The following is a 20857-nucleotide window of genomic DNA, read 5'->3' on the forward strand; positions in this document are numbered from 1 at the left end:
GCAAGATGAAGGCTCTTAAATTTTTAGCGATTTTAATTCTTCCTGTTACTGTTTACATTTCGTTTACCAATACAGGATGGCTAACTTTATTACCTTTATTCATTTTTTTTGGCTTGGTTCCACTGCTCGAACTACTTTTCAACCCAGACAAACAAAACCTCAGCAAAGAACAGGAAGAGCGAGAAAAAGAAAACAAACTATACACTTACATATTATATATAACAGTTCCTGTTCAATTAATTTTCTTAGGATGGTTTTTATGGATGATGAAAGACTCTCAATTAACTACTTTAGAGTATATAGGAAGAGTTTCTGCCATGGGATTAATGTGTGGCGTGATTGGTATTAATGTAGGTCACGAACTTGGGCATCGCAGCAATCGTTTTGAGCAATTTTTAGGCGAAATATTACTGCTAACATCTTTAGATACTCACTTTTTACCCTATCATAATGCCGGACATCATTTTAATGTAGCTACACCTAAAGATGCTGCAACCGCAAGAAAAAATGAAATAGTATATCTATTCTGGATCCGTTCTCATTTTCAAAGTTATTACCAAGCTTGGGAAGCTCAAAATAAACGATTGAAAAATTCTGACAGAAATTGGTTTCATCTACAAAACAGAATGGTTATCTATACGATTTGCAACATACTGTTATTAGCAGGTATTTTCTTTTTCTTTGGATTAAATGCGCTACTTTCTTTTACAGCAGCAGCTGTTTTTGGAATTTTATTATTAGAAACTGTAAACTATATAGAACATTACGGACTACTACGTAAACAAAACGAAAAAGGACGGTACGAACGTGTAAAACGAACCCATTCTTGGAATTCTGACCACAGAATTGGTATGTTAATGTTATTTAATTTATCACGTCATTCCGACCATCATTATAATGGTAGTAAACATTATCAACTATTAAAATCATTACCTGAGAGCCCACAAATGCCTACTGGTTATCCAGGTATGATGCTCGTAGCTTTGGTACCTCCATTATGGTTTTCAATCATGAATAAAAAATTACAAGATATATAGCCTATGAATATCCCTACTTTAGTTCAATCACAAAAAAACTATTTTGCCACTCAACAAACCAAAGATATTTCCTTTAGAAAAAATGCTTTAAAAAGACTACAAAAAGAACTTATTGCAAGGGAACAAGATATTATTAAAGCTTTACATGATGATTTTAAAAAATCAGAATACGAAGCTGTGATGACTGAAACTTCTATCGTACTGGCTGAGTTAAAAATGGCGATAAAAAACATATATTCTTGGAGCAAACCCAAGCGTGTATTGCCTTCTTTATTAAACTTTCCATCATCAGCAAAAATTTATAAAGAACCTTATGGTACTGTTTTAATTATTGCTCCTTGGAATTATCCGTATCAACTAGCATTTGCTCCTTTATTGGGAGCCATTGCAGCAGGAAATACTGTAGTTTTAAAACCTTCAGAACTAACACCCAACACGAGTAAAATTACCAAAGAAATCATCGAAGCTGTTTTTGATAAAAATCATGTTGCCGTGGTAGAAGGTGGCGTAGCTATTTCTACAGAATTATTAGCACAACGTTGGGATTATATTTTCTTTACAGGAAGTGTTCCTGTGGGAAAAATTGTAGCCAAAGCTGCGGCAAATCACCTAACTCCAGTTACTTTAGAATTAGGAGGAAAAAGCCCATCAATTATTGATGAAACCGCAAACATCAAACTTGCTGCAAAGCGTTTGGTTTGGGGGAAATTTATTAATGGTGGACAAACTTGTATTGCTCCTGATTATTTATTAATTCATAAGTCGGTAAAAGAACAGTTTATACAAGAGTTTAAGGAGGAAATTTTTAGATCTTACGGCGAAAACCCTCAAAATTCCTTTGATTTTCCACGTATCGTAAACACTAAAAACTTTGATCGTTTAGCCATTATGCTAGAAAATGAAAAGTGTGTAATTGGTGGACAAACTGATAGAGATGATTGCTACATTGCCCCTACCTTAATTGATGAACCTAGTCTGGATAGTGAAGTAATGAAAGGCGAAATTTTTGGACCTATCTTACCTCTAATTTCCTATGAAAATGAAGCTGATATTGAAAAAATAACAGCAAAATATGATAAGCCTCTGGCTTTATATGTTTTCACCAATAGAAATTCATTTGCTAAGAAAATGATTGAGCGTTTTTCGTTTGGTGGAGGTACCATAAACGATACTACAGTACATTTTGCTAATCATAGGTTGCCTTTTGGTGGCGTGGGAGAAAGTGGTATAGGTAGTTATCACGGAAAAAAAACTTTTGATACTTTTTCTCATCATAAAGGAGTGGTTTCTCGCGGAACTTGGCTAGATGTTCCTACTCGATATGCTCCATATAAAGGGAAACTACAACAATTAAAAACCTTAATGAAATTAGGATAGTTTTATTAGACAAAAGATTAGTAGACATAAGAATCAAGACACCCCTAATAAATGAGTGAAAAAACCGTATCAGAAGCTGTTAACTATCGTCGTTCGGTAAGAGTGTACGACCCTGAAAAACCGATAGACACTTCCATTGTAAAAAAATGTTTAGAACAGGCGAGTTTAGCTCCTACAAGTAGCAATATGCAACTATGGGAGTTTTATCATATCACTGATAAGGAAATTATAAAAAAAATGGCTCCATTATGCTTTAATCAAAATGCAGCTAAAACTGCTCAGCAGCTAGTGGTTTTTGTTACTCGTAAAGATTTGTGGCGTAAAAGAGCCAAAGCTAATTTAGCTTTTATGGATACAGTTTTTGGTAAAAACAATCCAAAATCAGAACAACGAAGTAGAGAAAAAGTAGCGCGCAACTACTACGGAAAACTAATTCCTTTCACGTATTTTGATTTCTTAGGAATTTTTGGCTGGTTGAAATATATACTATTTTCGATTGTTGGGATATTTCGACCTATTTATCGCGAAGTTCGCAACAGTGATATGCGCATTGTAGCTCACAAAACTTGTGGGTTAGCAGCACAAACATTCATGCTCTCAATGGCTGCTGAAGGTTACGACACCTGCCCTATGGAAGGTTCTGACACTTGGCGTGTAAAACGTTTGCTGGGGTTACCTTTTGGCGTAGAAGTTAATATGATTGTTTCTTGCGGAATCCGTAAACCCGAAGGTGTTTATGGAGAACGTTTTAGAATTCCTTTTGAAGAGGTTTATAGGGAAATTTAATTCTCTGAAAAAGGAACAAAATCATACTCTTCATCTAGATCACTGATAAAAATCTTAGAAATTCCCTCTAGAATGACCTCTGCTTTATCCTCAGAAATTAAAACACTTGTTGTGTAAATTCTTAGAGGTAATCTTGCTTCGTTAGCATAATCTACAATTATTAGATCTCCTTTTTTAGTTTCACCCTCTACTCTTTGAACTTCAAAACCAACACCAAGTTCGCCTACTTTTTGTGTTTTTAGGTTCGTTTTATACCAGCCATAATCGAAAGAAGAACTAAGTGAGTTTTTATTAATTATAATATTTTCTATGCCGTACAAATTCCATAAACAATAACGTCCCACGAAATAAAAAAACAAACACGGAACTATAATTATTGGAAGTATTAACTTAGGTTCTTCCTTAATGTTAATTTTACTTAAAACAAGTGTTAAAATTACTAACACCAAACAATTAACTAATATTAAAAAAGCATTCGCTATTTTGTTAGAAACCACTCTTAAACTAACGTATACGTTTATACCATCGCTAGTGATATCGACTTCATTATTCATAGATTTTTTTTAAGTAAAAGTATTAACTTTTTTCATATTAAGAAATTTCAACAGAAAGATCGCTTCGTTCCTCTCAATGACGCTAAATTATTCCTTCGGTAAAAACACCAATTTATTTTTACTCTTCTTTATAGCTACCTCATTGAGGCTCATTTTCACAAACTCACCATCTACATATTTTTGAGCTTGGTCTTTGTAATATGGACTAAACACATTTCCTGATTGCCCAGTTGGCAAAATCGCAATACTATTTTCTACATCAGAAAAGTCAATGACTCTACGTGTTGAAGGCCCTCCGTGAATTTTATATACACCTGTACTATCCAACTTAAAAATCTGATTGTTAATCACCTCATTTCCTCCAATGGTTTCAAACGGACCTACATTAAAAAACTTTCGTAACAAACCACCAGCTTTACCAATAGCGTGTTCGTATTCCACTGAAATTACGCGATTCCACGTCCAATTTTCTACATTCTCTCCTAATTGATTTTGTAAAAATGTGATGGATTTTTGAAAAGCTGTGGTAATTATTTCATTTCTAGTTTCAACTTTATTTGTTGTTGAAATATCATCCCACCAAACTGATTGTTCTCTTTTAGCCTGCTCTGCTAACACTTGATCTTGTAATTGCGTATCTATAAACAACTGAAAACTATCTCCTAATTCATCTTTATAAGTAGCGGTTAAAAATTCATATAAAAATCGATTATAAATAGTCGGAGCTACATTAGTTTTTAAATATTCTCCATCCCACTTTTCTAACACCAAATATGCTTTTTTAGCTGAAGGTGAAAGTGTTGATTTATCCACACTATTTAATAATTCTCTCCCGATTTCTGGAACTACAGGTGAAGTTACATCGTAAATCATTTCAGCTACATCCTCTTTCGTAAAATCGTTTTTAGGTTCTAATAACTGAACAATTCTCTTCGCTCTATCTTCAGGCTGATAATATCCAGGATACAATTTTCCTCTTACCGAATCAGGTTGATTATTTGCTGAATACACATAATTCCAACTAGGATTTTCAGCTTGCGGATTTTCTTCAAAATCTAAATACTCTACAATTTCATCGTTCCCAGAAGCTCCGTTTAAATACATTTTAGAAGATAAACTATCTCTTAACTCATATAGTTTTGCTGAGGCAAACCAACCCACATTCCCTTTAGCATCACCATACATTACATTTAGTCCTGGTGCATGTATTTGAGCAGTTCCTGTTTTAAAATCTTGTAACGAACTTGCATGCGACATTTTATACGAAGCCTCCAATAATTTATTTGGTAACTGCGTATAAATCCAGTTCATTGCCACGGGTCTATCATCAGTAATATGCTCTATCAGCCCATTCATAATTGGTCCGTGCTTACTTACTTTTACTTGATACGTAGTGTCTTTTCCTCCTTTAATTTTTATATGCTTATCGCACAACTCATATTTCTTATACCCTTGAGGAGTTTTATATTCCAACGGATTTTCAGGATTGTTTTCTTCCACATAAAAATTCAAATCATCATTTGCCAACATTGTTAATCCGTAAGCATACTCTTTATTATGTCCTAATAACGGAAATGGCATCAACGCTAAATTAAATCCGTAAATTTCAAAATCAGGAGTTTTTATATGATTTTGATACCAAACCGATGGTTGAGAAAATGTAATATGCGGGTCATTAGCAAAAATTACTTTACCGTTTTTAGTTTTAGGGGGTGCAATTACCCAAGAATTACTTCCTATAAAAGGTGCAACTGGTAATTGCTCTATAATCTCATTAACCGCAACAGACATTTCTGCTTTAATTGCTTCTTTATTCGTTGTCTTATTCAGTGTTAAATTTTTATCGAAAGAATTCAACAACTCATTTACATAAGACTCACCTAACTTTTCTTTAACTTCAGTTAACAACGGATCGGTTTTATGCGCAATAGCAAAACTAAATGCCATGTAACCGAAAACATTATACACATCTTTAACTGTATAATTTTCTTTATCAAGCCCTACTAAATAAAACTCTAAAGGAGTGGCTCCTTCTTCAATAAACTGATTAATTCCGTTTAAATAAGCTTCCGTTAATTTATAGGCTTCTGAATTTTTATCTAATTCTTGAATTGTTTTTTCTGCCGCTTCTTCAATCCCTAATCCAGAGAAAAATTTATCTACTCTTACCAAATCTTTTCCAAAAACTTCTGCTAATCTTCCAGCTGCAATTCTTCTGATTAGTTCCATTTGCCACAATCTATCTTGAGCATGCACATACCCTAAAGCAGTATAAGCATCTAGTTGATTTTGCGCATTGATATGCGGTACTCCAACCTCATCATAATACACCGTAACTTTATCTGAAATATTAGCTAATGCTAACTCTCCTTTATACGTTGGGTGTAACGTTTTTGTAAATAACCAAACTCCAACACTTAATAGCACTAAAAGCAATAGAACAATTTTTAAAGATTTTTTAAATAACTTCATTAGGGATGATTTTTTATCAAAGATAACAGAATTATTTATTGTTACTAACAGATATAAAAGTGTAAAATTTACACAGTTTTATTTTTAGTTTACACGCTTTTTACACACTTGGCTATCCATCTTCAAAAAACAAAAAAAACACAAGCACCTGTATTACAACAAGGTACATTCAATACAGTTTTAAAATGAGTCGTTGGCATATTTATTTCAATATATCTAGCAAACAGTAAATAACTTAAAAACTTAATATCATGAAAAATTTAATTTTAGCAGTAGCAATTTTAACAGGAGTATCAACTTATGCAACAGTAAACAACACTGTTTCTCCTATAACACCTATACAAACAGTTTTAGAAAACGGATTTCAAGAGGTTTCTTTAGATAAACTGCCTACAGCAATTGTTGATGCTCTTAAAAACAGTTTTCCTTCTGCAACTTTAAACAAAGCTTATGCTAACGAAAAAGAACAATACAAACTAGAAATTAGTATTGAAAACGAAACTAAAACTCTTTACGCTGACAAAGACGGAAATTGGTTAGACGCTAAAGACGTAAAATAATTCACTTTTATTCCCCCAATAATAGTAATCTATATATAAACAATTTAAAACTTAATATCATGAAAAATTTAATTTTAGCAGCAGCAATTTTAACAGGAGTTTCAACTTACGCAACAGCAAACAATACTGTTTCTCCTATCACACCAGTATATACAGTTGTAGAAAACGGATTCCAAGAAGTTTCTTTAGATAAACTACCTACAGCAATCGTTGATGCTCTTAAAAGCAGTTTTCCTTCTGCAACTTTAAGCAAAGCTTATGTTAATGGAAAAGAACAGTACAAACTAGAAATTAGTGTTGAAAACGAAGCTAAAACTCTTTACTCTGACAAAGACGGAAATTGGTTAGATGCCAAAGATGTTAAATAATTGATAATCCCTCAATTTTAGTGAGAAAAGGGCGTTTTGTAATAAAACGCTCTTTTTTTTAGTTTATAAAGGGCTTATATTAGAGTAACTATTTAGAACAAACATATTTTATGAAAACGATTTTATTGGTAGAAGACGATGTTACATTTTCAAATATGTTAAAGCATTTTTTAGAACGCCATCAATATACGGTAGATGTTAGTTATACAATTAAAAATGCTACAACTCTTTTAAAAGATCATCCTTATAACTTAATTTTTACTGATTTACGCCTTCCTGACGGAAACGGTATTGACTTGTTAAAATTAAGTAAGGACAATAACAGTAATATTCCCGTAGTTTTAATGACAGGGTATGCTGAAGTTTCTACAGCGGTGCAAGCAATGAAACAAGGAGCTTTTGATTATATTTCTAAGCCTTTTAACCCTGATGAAGTTTTAGAAGTGATTAGCAACGCTCTTGAGGAAAAAACTGATTTTGTAGCCCCTGTAAAAGAACAAAAGAGAAACATTACCACAAATACTAATATTGTTGCTGGTATTAGTGCTGCGTCTAAAAATTTATTCGAGCATATTAATTTAGTAGCCCCTACCGATATGTCTGTTCTTATTACAGGTGAAAGTGGTACAGGTAAAGAGGTTGTTGCAAACACTATTCATACCCAAAGTTTACGTAAAGACAAACCATTTATTGCTGTAGATTGTGGAGCCATACCTAAAGAAATTGCTTCAAGCGAGTTCTTTGGGCATCAAAAAGGATCGTTTACAGGAGCTATAAATGATAAAATAGGTCATTTTGAAGCTGCAAACGGAGGAACTCTTTTTTTAGATGAAGTTGGGAACTTAAACTATGAAAGTCAAGTACAACTTTTACGCGCTTTACAAGAAAGAAAGATTAAGCCTGTTGGAAGTAGTAAAGAAATTATGGTAGACATTCGTTTGATTACCGCTACTAATGAAGATTTACTTTCTGCTGTTGAAAGCGGTAATTTTAGAGAAGATTTATACCATAGATTAAATGAGTTTTCAATTAAAGTACCTAGTTTAAAAGACAGAAAAGATGATTTAATTCTATACGCTGACTTCTTTTTAGAAAAAGCAAATCAACAGTTACATAAAGAAGTCGCTGGTTTTTCTCAAGAAGTCTTAGCTTTATTTCAACAATATAATTGGCCTGGTAACTTACGAGAGTTATCCAACGTTATTAAAAGAGCTACGCTTTTATCTCAAACTGAAATTATTGAAAAAGAAGTGTTACCAGAAGAACTAAAAAATGCTGATGCTCAGTATAGTTTTTCTAACAAATTTTCTACAAAAGAAAATGAAAAAACACTTATCATAAACGCACTAAAAGAAACTGGAAACAATAAAACAAAAGCTGCCAAACTATTAAACATTACAAGAAAAACTCTGTATAACAAGTTAAAAGAATACGAAATTAACTAATAAAACTTCGTATTTCCTTTAACAATTGCATTACTTTTTCATTAAAGTAGTCCCAATTATCCTTGTTTATTTTGTCGGTAACTTCAAAGTTTTCTAAAATCACTACCAATGATTCAATCTTTAACTGCTTAAACATACCTAACATTTTATGGCTAATGGTTTGAAAAGATTGTAAATCATTTTTATGAACTGATTGCTCTAACAACAATAGATTTTGCTCTGTTTCTTTAACAAACAAGTCTAATGTTTTTTCTACCATTGAAATATCGTTACCTAAAAATGTTTTTAATGAAGTAATATCAAAGCTTAGGTTTTCTTTATTACTGGTCTTTTTTTCTTCTCTCTTTTCAGAATCAACATTTACATTAAAAAAACGTTGTAAAACTTCTATGAGTCTTTCACTTTCAAAAGGTTTAATTAAAGCATCTGAAAATCCATTTTTTACATATTCATTTTCCGACAAATTTGCTCTTCCAGTCATTGCAATAATTGGCTGACCTTTATAAGAATTATGTTTCTTTAGAGTTTCCATAAAATGAATACCATTCATTTTTGGAAGTTGAATATCCGTTAAGACTAAGTCATAAACGATATTATCTATCTGATTTAATGCTTCCTGTGCATTACTAAAAGAAATTACCGTGACACCCAACCTTTCTAGAATATTTTTTAAAAACACTCTTAAAGAAGTGTCATCCTCTACCACTACAGCATTAATATTTAGCACTTCATTTTGAGATTTTATTTGATCCTCTACCACTTTTTCTTCAGCAAAAGTAACAGGTACAAACAATGAAAACCTACTTCCTTTTCCTAAACTACTTTGTAGAGTTAAAGAACCTCTCAAAAGTTCTGCCAACCTTCTAGAGATAGTCAAACCAAGTCCAAAACCATTTGATCCATTCTCTTTATCATATACCTGTGTAAACTCTTTAAAAACTTTATCTTGTTTTTCCTTACTTATTCCGATACCTGTGTCGCTTACTATAATTTCAACAACATTCCCTCTTAACTTACTTTGAATTGTAATCTCTCCCTCTTTTGTAAACTTGCACGCATTTGTAACTAAATTATAAAGAATTTGCTTTATTCTAAACGGATCACTAACCACTAAAGAATTGATTCTCTTATCGTGTTTTAAATGTACTAATATAGGTTTGTTTTGAACCAAATTCTTGGCACTATCTTGTACTTCTTTTAGGTTCTCCTCTAAATTAAAAGGAACTTTTTCTATAGTAATTTTTCCATTTTCTAGTTTAGAAAACTCTAAAAGATCCTCTACAAGCTGTTTCATATAAACTGAAGCATTTTGTATATGCGTTGTATAATTTTTCTCCTTCCTGTTTTGTATTGATTTTTGTAACAGCTCACTAAACCCCGCAATAGTACTTAAGGGGGTTCTTAAATCGTGACTTACCATAGATATAAGCTGTTCTCTACTTTTTAAAAGTGAAGAAGTAGTTGCATTTGCATTTTCTAATTGCTGTCTATAATGCTGACTCCTCCAAAAATCATTTAAAATAATAATTGAGAACAAGACAATAATAATAAAACCAACACCAGCCGCTAAAAAAATTATACTTTTACTTCTATCAAGTGTTTCTTCATGTTTTTTATAAGCGTCATTAGCATTCGAAATAACATCTCGTTCTAGCACACTTAAAACCTCTCGTAACTTTCTTGAAATTGTAACGTCGTTTTCTATTAATTCTCTTTCTTTTATTCGTAAAAACCTTCTTTTAACATTTGTTTCTCTTTGTGCTTTTTGAAGTATTTCTTTTGATGCAGTCACCAAAGAATCAATTTGTTTTTGTTCTGTTACACCTACTGATTTTTCTTCCTCTTCAGTATCAAATAATTTTAAATACCTTTCTAAACTTAATCCTGTTTTTTTATTGAACTTTTCTGGATTACCAACAAGGTCTTTTACAGATTCTTTCCCTAAAAGAGAATCAATAGATCCTAATTTATCAATAGCCTCGTTTATAGACTTATCTGAAGCATTTCGCTGATTTAATCTTCTTAAACTTGTAATGTTTATACGTTTATTATTTAGAACAAGCTTTACACTATCTAGTATATTTTTTTTAGAGGTATCTTCTACTATAAAATTTAAAGAATCAATTTTTTTAATTAATGATTTATTTTCTTCTACATACTCATTATAACGTTTAGATGAGTTTAGCTGAATAGCTGCTCTACCTAAATTTTCATTTTCATAAATATCTGCTATTAAACCTCCTGTTTGTATAATATTATTTCTATCTGAAATACCTTGTTTTTGAATCTCTATATATGTTTTTATTTCAGAAAAAAGTAATGTTCCAGAAATAATAGCTAACACACCAAGAATAGCATATCCTACTAAAACCTTAAAAGCTATTTTACGTTTCGATTCTTTCATTAATTAACCTTATTCTCTTTATATGTACAAAACGAAGACTTGTAATTTTTGTTGTTAATACTTTACTCTTTAAATACACCTCTAAACACTTACTTTTAGTTACAAATCACACCTTTTATAATTTTCTTTAAAGATTTAAAACAATGAAAGATTGTTCGTATTTTTGATGCTTATAAAAATCATGTTCAATGAGAAAAATTCAAATGGTTGACTTACAAAGTCAATATCAAAAAATAAAAGATACAGTTGATGCTTCAATTCAAGAGGTTTTAAATTCTTCAGCATATATTAACGGACCGTATGTTCATGAGTTTCAAGCAGATTTAGAAAAATATTTAGGGGTTAAGCATGTAATTCCATGTGCTAATGGTACCGATGCTTTACAAATAGCTATGATGGGCTTAGGTTTAGAGCAAGGAGATGAAGTTATCACTGCTGATTTTACATTTGCTGCTACTGTAGAAGTAATTGGTTTATTAAAATTAACTCCTGTATTAGTCGATGTTGAACCAGATACGTTTAACATAGATATTGAAGCTTTAAAAAAAGCGATTACCCCAAAAACGAAGGCAATTGTTCCTGTTCATTTATTTGGGCAATGTGCTAATATGGAAGCTGTTTTAGAAGTTGCTAAAGAACATAACTTATTTGTTATTGAAGATAACGCACAAGCTATTGGTGCTGATTATACTTTTTCTAACGGAACAAAGAAGAAAGCAGGAACTATGGGTGATGTTGGTACTACCTCTTTCTTCCCTTCTAAAAACTTAGGTTGCTATGGTGATGGTGGTGCTATTTTTACCAATAATGATGAATTAGCGCACACGCTTCGTGGAATGGTAAACCATGGTATGTATAAACGTTACTATCACGATGTAGTTGGAGTAAACTCTCGTTTAGATTCTATTCAAGCAGCTGTATTAAAAGCTAAGCTACCTTTATTAGATAGCTATTGTGATGCTCGTAGAAAGGCTGCTGAATATTATTCAAACGCTTTTGCTAACAACCCAAATATTATCACACCAACAATTAGTGATTTTACAACGCATGTTTTCCACCAATATACCTTGAGAATTACCAATGGAAAACGTGATGAATTACATCAACATTTATTAGATAACGAAATTCCTAACGCTATCTATTACCCTGTACCGCTACATGCTCAAAAAGCATATCAAGATGACCGATATAACGAGGCTGATTTTACGATTACCAATCAATTAATTGATGAAGTAATTTCGTTACCTATGCATACAGAATTGGATGAAGAGCAATTAGCTTTTATTACGAAAACTATTAACGATTTTATTTAATCGCAGAGCGATAGCCAAGATTTAATTTCCTGAGAATTGCCTCGAAACACTTAAAATAGCTTCCTATGAATAACCTCATGGGAAGTAGTTAATTTTTTAAAAAACAACAAACTATGAAACAGAAAGTTAAAACATTAAAATTTATCCATCTAGCTTTAGTTGCTGGGGTTACTTTGGCATATTTTATTTTAGGAGATTTTGAAAATATTTTTAGTATGGTTATCGATGACGCTTCTTTACTATTTGCTTTTATTCCTGCAATTGCTTACGTTTTTAGTAATTTCATGTTTAAAAACATGCTGAAAAACGTACAAAAAAGTACTACTAATGAAGAAAAGTTTGCGGTTTACCAAACAGCTTCAATGGTAAGATGGGCTACTATTGAAGGGGCTTGTTTTATCATTTTATTTTTAAAACCTGACTTTTTACTGTTAGGAGTAATCTTATTAATTTATATGATTCTCTTGGCGCCTAAAGAGCATCAAATTGTTAGAACCTTAGATATTAAAGATTCTGAACTACGATCATAAAAAAAGCGAACTCAAATGAGTTCGCTTTTTTATTTTTATATAAATTTTATTACGCTTCAAAACTAGCTCCGCTAGCTGCTACGTTTCTATCAATCTTACGCATTAAGCCTTGTAATACTTTACCAGGACCTACTTCAACAAACTCTGTACCACCATCAGCAACCATTGCTTGTACACATTGTGTCCATCTTACAGGTGCTGTTAATTGAGCTATCAAGTTTTCTTTAATTTCAGCAGGATTTGTTACAGCCTTAGCTACTACATTTTGATATACTGGGCAAATAGGCTCGTTAAAAGTAGTTTCTTCAATTGCTGCTGCTAACTCTTCACGAGCAGGCTCCATCATTGGTGAGTGAAATGCTCCTCCTACAGGTAACACTAACGCTCTTTTTGCTCCTTTTTCTGTTAACGCTGCACATGCTTTTTCAACTGCTTCAACTTCTCCAGAAATTACTAACTGACCTGGGCAATTATAATTTGCTGCTACTACTACTCCATCTATTTCTGCACAAGTATCTTCCACAACTTTATCTTCTAATCCTAAAACAGCTGCCATTGTTGATGGTTGAATTTCACATGCTTTTTGCATTGCTAAAGCACGTTTAGAAACCAATTTTAATCCATCTTCAAAAGATAATACTTCGTTTGCTACTAATGCTGATAATTCTCCTAATGAATGACCTGCCACCATTTCTGGCTTAAAATCATCCCCTAAAACTTTCGCTAAAATTACCGAATGTAAAAAGATCGCTGGTTGCGTTACTTTTGTTTGTTTTAATTCTTCAGCAGTACCTTCAAACATCACATCGGTAATGCTAAAACCTAATATATTATTTGCTTTTTCAAAAAGTTCTTGAGCTAATGGTGAATTTTCATATAAATCTAATCCCATTCCTGTAAATTGTGCTCCTTGACCTGGAAAAATATATGCTTTCATCTATTTATTTTGTTGTTTGTTTAACGATGCAAACATACAATTTTTAAAATTACTATCTTCGTTTTATGACGGCACAACTAAAAAATCAAGCGCAACTTATTTACTTAGTTTTAGCAGCTTTATTTATTGCATCTTTAGTAACTTCGAATTTAATTTTTCAGAAGTTTTTTTATTGGGAACCATTTAATTTATTTCGTTTTGAGGTTTCGGTAGGTATTCTTCCTTATCCAATCACTTTTTTAATTACAGATATTTTATCAGAGATTTATGGGAAGAAAAAAGCCAACCAAGTAGTAATCGCTGGTATTTTTGCCTCCTTTTTTTCTATGCTTATTATTCTAGTAGCCGATTATACCCCCGCAATAAATAATTCTCCTATTGATAACGGTACATTTACAAAAGTTTTCGGATTATCTCCATTGGCCGTTTTAGCATCAATGCTAGCTTATTTAGCAGCTCAGTTTATAGACATTCGAATTTTTCATTTTTGGAAAAATCTAACCAAAGGAAAACATTTATGGCTTCGTAATAATTTCTCTACTTTTTTATCACAATTTATAGATACTTTTACCGTATTATTTTTACTAAGCTCTTTTAAAATTCTTCCTTGGAATATCTTTGGAAGCCTTTTATTAAGTGGATTTTTATTTAAAGTAATTATAGCTGCCCTAGATACCCCTATTTTATATATTGTGGTGTATTGGTTCCGAAAAAAATTCGGCTTAAAAGCTGGAGAAGAAATAACAGACTTATAACCTTGTACTACTATGTTAAACAAGTTTTTTTACAGAACTTTTAAAGAGCATTTTTCTCTTTCTGAAACCACCGCTATATACCTTAATCTGGTAGCAAACCTTGTTGTGCTTTCTCTATTAGGGTATATACTTTTTAAAGCTTTCAGATACTTTGGTAGAAAAGCTATTCGCAAAATGGCGAATAAAACATCTACAACTTTTGACGATTTACTTATTAAAAATAGAACTTTTTTAAATTTAACAAGAATTATTATTTTTATACTGATATATAATCTTCTGAAAGAAATTCTTGTTGATTTTCCTAACCTATTTACCTACGCAGAACGTATTACCACTATCGGTATTATTTTTGCCATTATCTGGTTTATCCGTAGTATTTTATTAACGGTTAAAGATTTTTTACGTACCACCGAAGCTTTTAAAGACAAACCTCTAGAAAGTTACGTTCAAATTTTTATGATTGTGTTATGGCTTATTGCTGCTATTTCATCTTTTTCAGTTTTAACAGGTAAACCTCTAATTCGTTTTTTAACTGCTTTAGGAGCTTTTTCAGCAGTCCTTTTGTTAGTTTTTAAAGATACTATTCTTGGTTTTGTATCGAGTATTCAAGTTGCGGTTAACGATACTGTTAGAATTGGTGATTGGATTACTATGGAAAAATATGGTGCTGATGGTGATGTAGTTGAAATCAATTTAACTTCAGTAATTATTAGAAATTTTGACAATACTATTTCCAGCATCCCTACTTATTACCTAACATCCGATTCGTTTAAAAACTGGCGAACAATGAATAGTTCGGGAGGTAGACGTATTAAACGAGCTATTTTGATTAAAATAAATAGTATCCACTTCCTTACCGATGAAGATATCGAGCGTTTTAAAAAGATAGAACTGATTTCCGACTACATTACAAAAAGTAGTGAAGAAGTAAAAGCATATAACGAAAAACACAATATTGATAAATCAGTCTTACTAAACGGTAGAAACCTAACCAATTTTGGAACTTTTCGAATTTATTTAGACAAGTATATTGAAAATCACCCAAAAATTAATCAAGACATGTTATTAATGTCTCGTCAGTTAGAGCCAACTCCTAACGGAATTCCGTTAGAAATTTATGCATTTAGTAGAGAAAAAGTATGGCAAGATTACGAACGTGTTATGGCGAACATTTTTGATCATATTTTAGCTTCTGTAAAATATTTTGATTTGGAAGTTTTTCAAAATCCATCAAGTATTGATGTCAATAACTTGAAAGAAATACAAAAGAGTGAATAATAATACAGGCACATCTTTATGGCAAATAGCCATCCAAAAATTTAAACGTAGTAAAACAGGTATGTTTAGTTTTTGGTATATTGTTTTATGTGGATTTATTGCTGTTTTTTGCTATGTTTTGGCTCCTGACAACAGTAACTCTGCCAATCAAATGCATTTAGAAATTCACTCTAAATCCCCAGGTTTTTCTGTTCAAATGTTGAGTATTCCTTCTGAAACTAAAAAACAACAATCGTGGTTTTCTGTTTTTATGGAGGGAAAGCAAAATTCATCAACAGAAATACCTATAAAATCATTTTCTTTTAAAAATAATCAGTTAGAAGTTATTAAATACTCCGATGGTTTACCCAAAGAGTTTCCCTCTTCCTACGAAAAATACATTCAGCAAAAAACGTTTTATTTAGGAACTGATAAATATGGTCGTGACTTATTAAGCAGGTTATTAATTGGGGCTAGAATTTCATTTTTTATTGGGTTTATAGCTGTGTTTATTTCACTTTTAATAGGAATTCCTATTGGCGCTATTGCAGGCTATTTTGGTGGAAAAATTGATGATTTTATTATGTGGATTATCAATATCACTTGGTCTATTCCAACACTTTTACTAGTAATAGCTATTACATTGGCTTTAGGAAAAGGTTTTTGGCAGGTTTTTATTGCTGTAGGTCTAACTATGTGGGTAGAAGTTGCCCGTGTAGTGCGTGGTCAAGTAATTACTACTAAGCAGCAGCAATATGTAGAAGCTGCCAAAGCTTTAGGTTTTTCTGATTTTAGAATTATTTTCAAACATATTTTACCTAATATTTTAGCTCCTATCATTGTAATTTCCGCCGCAAATTTTGCAGCTGCTATTTTAATTGAAAGTGGACTGAGTTTTTTAGGTATTGGAGCCCAACCTCCTACTCCTTCTTGGGGTGCTATGATTAAAAATCATTATAATTATATCATTTTAGGCAAACCATTTTTAGCATTGATTCCTGGATTAGCAATTATGAGTTTAGTAATGGCTTTTATGTTAATTGGAAATACACTTCGTGATGCTTTGGATGTGAAAGCATAAAATTTGTAAATTCGCTTTCTTAAATTTTTTTGATATGAGTTTTAGTGTTGAGTTTAAAACACGATGGGCAGATTTTGATGCCAATATACACATGCGCCATACCGCATATAATGACTATGCTGCTGAATTACGTTTACGTTTTTTTAAAGAGCATAATGTAACTGTTCAAGATTTCACAAAAGAAAACGTTGGTCCTATTTTATTTGAAGAGAATACTAAGTTTTTACGTGAAATACACATGGGAGAAGACATAACTGTTAACTTAAAGGTTATCGGTTTATCTAGCAAAGGTGAACGTTGGAAAATTCAACATGAAGTTTTTAATCAAGCAGGTAAACTCTCTGCAATTATAACTGTTTATGGTGCTTGGTTAAATTTAGTTAAGCGTAAATTAACAGTACCTCCTATTAAGTTTCAAGAAATTTTTAATGAAGTTGAAAAAACTGAAGATTTTAAAGAAATTGTATTAAGTAATTAAATGAGTACTTCAAGGAAAATAAAAGTTGTTATTACCATTATTGCTTTGCTTGTTGGTTATTGGTTACAACAGAAAGAAGAAACTAATAGTTCTTCTCAATCTACAACAGAAACAACTAGCAATGAAACTAATAACTTCAATTACTTTCCTACCTCAACAACTGGAGTCATTATAAAACATAATGGCTACCAGTTATCATATAGCGAAAAGCACGAACAAGCTGAGTGGGTAGCTTATACTTTAGATAAAAGTGATATTGTTTACACCAACTATAAACGTCCGTTTTTTATTGAAGATCCTAAAGTAAAAACCAAATCTGCTGACTGGAGAAACTATAAAAGATCTGGTTATGACAAAGGACACTTATGTCCTGCTGGTGATAGACGTGCCTCTAAAAGTGCTCATGATGAAACTTTTTACACTTCAAACATTTCCCCTCAAAACCATGAATTTAACGCTGGTATTTGGAATAAACTAGAACAAAAAACTCGTTATTGGGCAAAAAAGTATAATCACTTGTATGTTGTTACTGGTGGTATTTTAGAACCTAATTTGAAAACTATAGGAAAGGAAAAAGTAAGTGTTCCTAATTATTTTTATAAGGTTTTACTAGATTATACTCAGCCTGAAATTAAAGCCATCGCTTTTTTACTTCCACATAAGGAAAGCAACAAGCCTCTATCTGATTTTGTAGTTTCTATTGATGAATTAGAACAAAAAACAGGTATTGATTTTTTTCCTGAACTTCCCGATGATATAGAAAATAAACTAGAAGCTTCTACAAATTACAAAAATTGGAGTTTTAGGTAACAATTCTATAATACTCCTTTTAGTACCTACGTTTTTTCTCAAAAACATACGATAGAACAACTCCATGGCTATTTCCTAACACTGAATCGCTAAACGCAGCATTGTAGAAATACACAAACTTTAAGTTTTTTAGAGCATAAATACCTGCCATAAAATTAATTGAAGAGCTACTTCGATAACCAGTACCTATTTCGAATTTGTTTTTATAGTTAACTGCAACATTTGCATCAATCTGCATAGGTGCTCCACCTTCATACTTTAAGAAAATACTAGGCTTAATCATTACTTCCTCAAATCTATTGGTAAAAAAACGATACCCAAAATAACCATAAACAGGATTTGATATATTTAAATCATCTCTTGATGCTAGTTTATCTCCTAAAAGATTTGGTAGTGAAATTCCTGCATAAAAATCTGCATGATTATACAAAAACCCAACCCCTACAGTTGGCACAGTTACATTCATATTTTCTGAAAACTCTATATCGTCAGTAATTCCTAGCTCTAACAGATTTTCATGAAACTGCTGTACTCCTGCTGTTAGTCCAAACGATATTGCATGTTCATTATAATGCTGCCAATAAGGTCTATCAAGCTCAGTATCAAAAAATATTTTATACGAATATGCAGCATATGCATTTGTATAAGTGCTCACACCTATTTTGTCTCTTACAATAGCTCCACCTATTCCCATTTTCTTCCTAGCTATAGGAGAATGAAAACTTAATGATAATGTTCTGGGACTTCCTTCAACACTATTTATATAACCGTAATTGCTAAGTGTTATTTCTGCTCCATCTGACATTCCTGTATAAGCCGAATTTATAATAAATGGATTATAATTATACTCTGGATACAAAGCCGTCTGTTGTCCCCAATTATTCTGAAATACCATTATAAAAATTAATGGTAGAATATAGTTTCTTATCTCTTTCATCTTATCTTTTTAAAACTAAAAACCCTTTCTTTTCTGTTGAATTTCCCCCTTTTGAAATTTTTATATTGAAAAAGTATGTTCCTGCTGGCAACTTATCACCTCCCATACTTGTTAGCTTATTGGCAACACCTCTAAAAACATTAAACTGGTTATCATATCCTTCTATCTGGAACACCATATCTCCCCACCTATTAAAAACAGTTACTGAATTGTTAGGATATTCTTCAATTCCTTTTATTTCCCAAAAGTCATTTACTCCATCACCATTCGGAGAAAAACCATATTTAGTTTCTCCTACTAAACCTTCTTCTGTTCTAAAACTAATTTCTGAACAACCTCTAGCACTTCCTACAGAATTATAAGGAGTCACCGAAACATAAATCGTAGTAGCCTCTGGTAGATCATTGGTTGGAGTGTAACTAGTCCCAACTACTTCTTCATTATTTATAATATCAGTTCCGCCTGAAATAGTTCCGATTGATATATAATATCCATCTGCTTCAGCTACTGTGTCCCAACTAATTCCTGTACTAACACTAACATTTGTTGCTCCGTTACTTGGAACTGTGATTGTTGTACAATTCGGTGCGGTTGGTAATGTTTCGGTTGTAAAACTAATCTCTGAACATCCTGTAGCACTTCCTACCGAATTATATGGAATTACAGACACGTAAATTGTTGTTGTTTCTGGTAAATCACTAGCTAGTATGTAACTCGTTCCTCTTATTAATTCATTATTTACAATATCAGTTCCGCCTGAAGTTGTTCCGATTGACAGGTAGTATCCATCTGCATCAGCTACTGTGTCCCAACTAATTCCTGTACTAACACTAACATTCGTTGCTCCGTTACTTGGAAATGTGATTGTTGTACAATTCGGTGCTGTTAGTAATGTTTCTGTAGTGAAACTAATCTCTGAACATCCTGTAGCACTTCCTACAGAATTATAAGGAGTCACCGAGACATAAATTGTGGTCGTTTCTGGTAAATCACTAGCTAGTGTGTAACTCGTTCCTGTTACTACTTCATTATTTATAATATCTGTTCCTCCTGAAGTTGTTCCAATTGACAGGTAATATCCGTCAGCATCTGCTACTGCATCCCAACTAATATTTGTATCGACAGCTACATTAGTTCCTTCATTGGTTGGAAATGTAATCGTTGTACAATTCGGTTCTGTTGGTAATGTTTCGGTTGTAAAACTAATCTCTGAACATCCTGTGGCACTTCCTACCGAATTATATGGAATTACCGACACGTAAATTGTTGTTGTTTCTGGTAAATCACTAGCTAGTGTGTAACTCGTTCCTGTTACTGATTCAGTATTTACAATATCAGTTCCACCTGAAGTTGTTCCAATTGACAAGTAATATCCATCTGAATCAGCTACTGCGTCCCAAATAATTCCGGTACTAACACTAACGTCAGTTGCTCCATTGGTTGGAACTGTGATTGTTGTACAATTCGGTGCAGTTGGTAATGTTTCTGTAGTGAAACTAATCTCTGAACAACCTGTAGCACTTCCTACCGAATTGTACGGAATTACCGAGACATAAATTGTGGCCGTTTCTGGTAAATCACTTGCTAGTGTGTAACTCGTTCCTGTTACTGATTCATTATTTATAATATCTGTTCCTCCTGAAGTTGTTCCAATTGACAAGTAATATCCATCTGCATCAGCTACTGCGTCCCAACTAATTCCGGTACTAACACTAACATTCGTTGCTCCGTTACTTGGAAATGTGATTGTTGTACA

19 protein-coding genes are annotated in these 20857 nt (G+C 32.3%); 13 read left to right on the forward strand and 6 right to left on the reverse strand.

Annotated features, from left to right (window positions below; translation table 11 throughout):
• Positions 1-5: 5 nt before the first annotated feature.
• Genes C8N26_RS00700 through C8N26_RS00710 form a run of 3 tightly spaced genes read left to right on the forward strand, consistent with a single transcriptional unit; the run spans position 6 to position 3200 of the window.
• The gene (locus tag C8N26_RS00700) at positions 6-1037 is read left to right on the forward strand and encodes an alkane 1-monooxygenase (RefSeq protein ID WP_120185608.1); all 1032 of its coding nucleotides are present in this window, start codon (positions 6-8) and stop codon (positions 1035-1037) included.
• A gap of 3 nt (positions 1038-1040) precedes the next feature.
• The gene (locus tag C8N26_RS00705) at positions 1041-2414 is read left to right on the forward strand and encodes an aldehyde dehydrogenase (protein ID WP_120185609.1); all 1374 of its coding nucleotides are present in this window, start codon (positions 1041-1043) and stop codon (positions 2412-2414) included.
• A gap of 51 nt (positions 2415-2465) precedes the next feature.
• Positions 2466-3200, forward strand: coding sequence for a nitroreductase family protein (locus tag C8N26_RS00710; RefSeq protein ID WP_120185610.1), 735 nt, complete (start codon positions 2466-2468; stop codon positions 3198-3200).
• Here the strand turns inward: C8N26_RS00710 and C8N26_RS00715 are convergent.
• Together C8N26_RS00715 and C8N26_RS00720 are read right to left on the reverse strand one after the other, a co-directional pair.
• Positions 3197-3754: a hypothetical protein gene (locus C8N26_RS00715; RefSeq protein ID WP_120185611.1), complete on the reverse strand. Its 558-nt coding sequence runs from the start codon at positions 3752-3754 to the stop codon at positions 3197-3199. The genes C8N26_RS00710 and C8N26_RS00715 overlap by 4 nt on opposite strands.
• 87 nt (positions 3755-3841) lie before the next feature.
• Positions 3842-6226 carry a penicillin acylase family protein gene (locus tag C8N26_RS00720; RefSeq protein ID WP_120185612.1) on the reverse strand — a complete coding sequence of 795 codons (2385 nt, stop codon included), beginning with the start codon at positions 6224-6226 and terminating at the stop codon, positions 3842-3844.
• 251 nt (positions 6227-6477) lie between these two features.
• Between C8N26_RS00720 and C8N26_RS00725 the strand changes: the two genes are divergently transcribed.
• The 3 genes from C8N26_RS00725 (at position 6478) to C8N26_RS00735 (ending at position 8599) form a co-directional block, all read left to right on the forward strand.
• The gene (locus C8N26_RS00725) at positions 6478-6786 is read left to right on the forward strand and encodes a hypothetical protein (protein WP_120185613.1); all 309 of its coding nucleotides are present in this window, start codon (positions 6478-6480) and stop codon (positions 6784-6786) included.
• Between the two features lie 59 nt (positions 6787-6845).
• Positions 6846-7154 carry a hypothetical protein gene (locus C8N26_RS00730; RefSeq protein WP_120185614.1) on the forward strand — a complete coding sequence of 103 codons (309 nt, stop codon included), beginning with the start codon at positions 6846-6848 and terminating at the stop codon, positions 7152-7154.
• Between the two features lie 110 nt (positions 7155-7264).
• The gene (locus C8N26_RS00735) at positions 7265-8599 is read left to right on the forward strand and encodes a sigma-54-dependent transcriptional regulator (protein ID WP_120185615.1); all 1335 of its coding nucleotides are present in this window, start codon (positions 7265-7267) and stop codon (positions 8597-8599) included.
• Here the strand turns inward: C8N26_RS00735 and C8N26_RS00740 are convergent.
• Positions 8592-11003: a hybrid sensor histidine kinase/response regulator gene (locus C8N26_RS00740; RefSeq protein ID WP_120185616.1), complete on the reverse strand. Its 2412-nt coding sequence runs from the start codon at positions 11001-11003 to the stop codon at positions 8592-8594. The genes C8N26_RS00735 and C8N26_RS00740 overlap by 8 nt on opposite strands.
• Positions 11004-11191: 188 nt before the next feature.
• Here C8N26_RS00740 and C8N26_RS00745 point away from each other — a divergent pair, with 188 nt between their 5' ends.
• Positions 11192-12316, forward strand: coding sequence for a DegT/DnrJ/EryC1/StrS family aminotransferase (locus C8N26_RS00745; protein ID WP_120185617.1), 1125 nt, complete (start codon positions 11192-11194; stop codon positions 12314-12316).
• Between the two features lie 113 nt (positions 12317-12429).
• Positions 12430-12846 carry an MFS transporter gene (locus C8N26_RS00750; RefSeq protein WP_120185618.1) on the forward strand — a complete coding sequence of 139 codons (417 nt, stop codon included), beginning with the start codon at positions 12430-12432 and terminating at the stop codon, positions 12844-12846.
• A gap of 49 nt (positions 12847-12895) precedes the next feature.
• Here the strand turns inward: C8N26_RS00750 and fabD are convergent, their stop codons facing one another.
• Positions 12896-13783 carry an ACP S-malonyltransferase gene (gene fabD, locus C8N26_RS00755; protein WP_120185619.1) on the reverse strand — a complete coding sequence of 296 codons (888 nt, stop codon included), beginning with the start codon at positions 13781-13783 and terminating at the stop codon, positions 12896-12898.
• A gap of 65 nt (positions 13784-13848) precedes the next feature.
• Here fabD and C8N26_RS00760 point away from each other — a divergent pair, with 65 nt between their 5' ends.
• The 5 genes from C8N26_RS00760 to C8N26_RS00780 are packed head-to-tail and all read left to right on the forward strand — an operon-like array spanning position 13849 to position 18164.
• On the forward strand, positions 13849-14538 hold the full coding sequence (locus C8N26_RS00760) for a queuosine precursor transporter (RefSeq protein ID WP_120185620.1): 690 nt from the start codon (positions 13849-13851) through the stop codon (positions 14536-14538).
• A 12-nt stretch (positions 14539-14550) separates the two neighbouring features.
• Positions 14551-15816: a mechanosensitive ion channel family protein gene (locus C8N26_RS00765; RefSeq protein ID WP_120185621.1), complete on the forward strand. Its 1266-nt coding sequence runs from the start codon at positions 14551-14553 to the stop codon at positions 15814-15816.
• On the forward strand, positions 15809-16876 hold the full coding sequence (locus tag C8N26_RS00770; protein WP_120185622.1) for an ABC transporter permease: 1068 nt from the start codon (positions 15809-15811) through the stop codon (positions 16874-16876). The genes C8N26_RS00765 and C8N26_RS00770 overlap by 8 nt, the downstream gene beginning before the upstream one ends.
• 34 nt (positions 16877-16910) lie before the next feature.
• Entirely contained in the window at positions 16911-17354 is a 444-nt protein-coding gene (locus tag C8N26_RS00775) for an acyl-CoA thioesterase (protein WP_120185623.1), read from the forward strand.
• Positions 17355-18164, forward strand: a complete 810-nt coding sequence (locus tag C8N26_RS00780) for a DNA/RNA non-specific endonuclease (protein ID WP_120185624.1) — start codon at positions 17355-17357, stop codon at positions 18162-18164.
• Positions 18165-18183: 19 nt separating this feature from the next.
• Here C8N26_RS00780 and C8N26_RS00785 read toward each other — a convergent pair whose 3' ends face one another.
• Together C8N26_RS00785 and C8N26_RS13440 are read right to left on the reverse strand one after the other, a co-directional pair.
• On the reverse strand, positions 18184-19101 hold the full coding sequence (locus C8N26_RS00785; RefSeq protein ID WP_120185625.1) for a PorP/SprF family type IX secretion system membrane protein: 918 nt from the start codon (positions 19099-19101) through the stop codon (positions 18184-18186).
• A gap of 1 nt (position 19102) precedes the next feature.
• Positions 19103-20857: gliding motility-associated C-terminal domain-containing protein (locus C8N26_RS13440; protein WP_170141610.1), on the reverse strand; the 1755-nt coding region annotated here is incomplete at its 5' end.

Source organism: Tenacibaculum lutimaris, from assembly GCF_003610735.1.
Taxonomy (GTDB): Bacteria; Bacteroidota; Bacteroidia; order Flavobacteriales; family Flavobacteriaceae; genus Polaribacter; species Polaribacter lutimaris.

Bases quoted from the DNA above. Each gene is read 5' to 3' on its own strand.
- C8N26_RS00785 (WP_120185625.1), bottom strand. From the start codon at position 19,101: ATGAAAGAGATAAGAAACTATATTCTACCATTAATTTTTATAATGGTA.
- C8N26_RS00780 (WP_120185624.1), top strand. From the start codon at position 17,355: ATGAGTACTTCAAGGAAAATAAAAGTTGTTATTACCATTATTGCTTTG.
- C8N26_RS00725 (WP_120185613.1), top strand. From the start codon at position 6,478: ATGAAAAATTTAATTTTAGCAGTAGCAATTTTAACAGGAGTATCAACT.
- C8N26_RS00710 (WP_120185610.1), top strand. From the start codon at position 2,466: ATGAGTGAAAAAACCGTATCAGAAGCTGTTAACTATCGTCGTTCGGTA.
- fabD (WP_120185619.1), bottom strand. From the start codon at position 13,783: ATGAAAGCATATATTTTTCCAGGTCAAGGAGCACAATTTACAGGAATG.
- C8N26_RS00705 (WP_120185609.1), top strand. From the start codon at position 1,041: ATGAATATCCCTACTTTAGTTCAATCACAAAAAAACTATTTTGCCACT.
- C8N26_RS00745 (WP_120185617.1), top strand. From the start codon at position 11,192: ATGAGAAAAATTCAAATGGTTGACTTACAAAGTCAATATCAAAAAATA.
- C8N26_RS00750 (WP_120185618.1), top strand. From the start codon at position 12,430: ATGAAACAGAAAGTTAAAACATTAAAATTTATCCATCTAGCTTTAGTT.
- C8N26_RS00700 (WP_120185608.1), top strand. From the start codon at position 6: ATGAAGGCTCTTAAATTTTTAGCGATTTTAATTCTTCCTGTTACTGTT.
- C8N26_RS00775 (WP_120185623.1), top strand. From the start codon at position 16,911: ATGAGTTTTAGTGTTGAGTTTAAAACACGATGGGCAGATTTTGATGCC.
- C8N26_RS00765 (WP_120185621.1), top strand. From the start codon at position 14,551: ATGTTAAACAAGTTTTTTTACAGAACTTTTAAAGAGCATTTTTCTCTT.
- C8N26_RS00720 (WP_120185612.1), bottom strand. From the start codon at position 6,226: ATGAAGTTATTTAAAAAATCTTTAAAAATTGTTCTATTGCTTTTAGTG.
- C8N26_RS00715 (WP_120185611.1), bottom strand. From the start codon at position 3,754: ATGAATAATGAAGTCGATATCACTAGCGATGGTATAAACGTATACGTT.
- C8N26_RS00730 (WP_120185614.1), top strand. From the start codon at position 6,846: ATGAAAAATTTAATTTTAGCAGCAGCAATTTTAACAGGAGTTTCAACT.
- C8N26_RS00760 (WP_120185620.1), top strand. From the start codon at position 13,849: ATGACGGCACAACTAAAAAATCAAGCGCAACTTATTTACTTAGTTTTA.
- C8N26_RS00735 (WP_120185615.1), top strand. From the start codon at position 7,265: ATGAAAACGATTTTATTGGTAGAAGACGATGTTACATTTTCAAATATG.
- C8N26_RS00740 (WP_120185616.1), bottom strand. From the start codon at position 11,003: ATGAAAGAATCGAAACGTAAAATAGCTTTTAAGGTTTTAGTAGGATAT.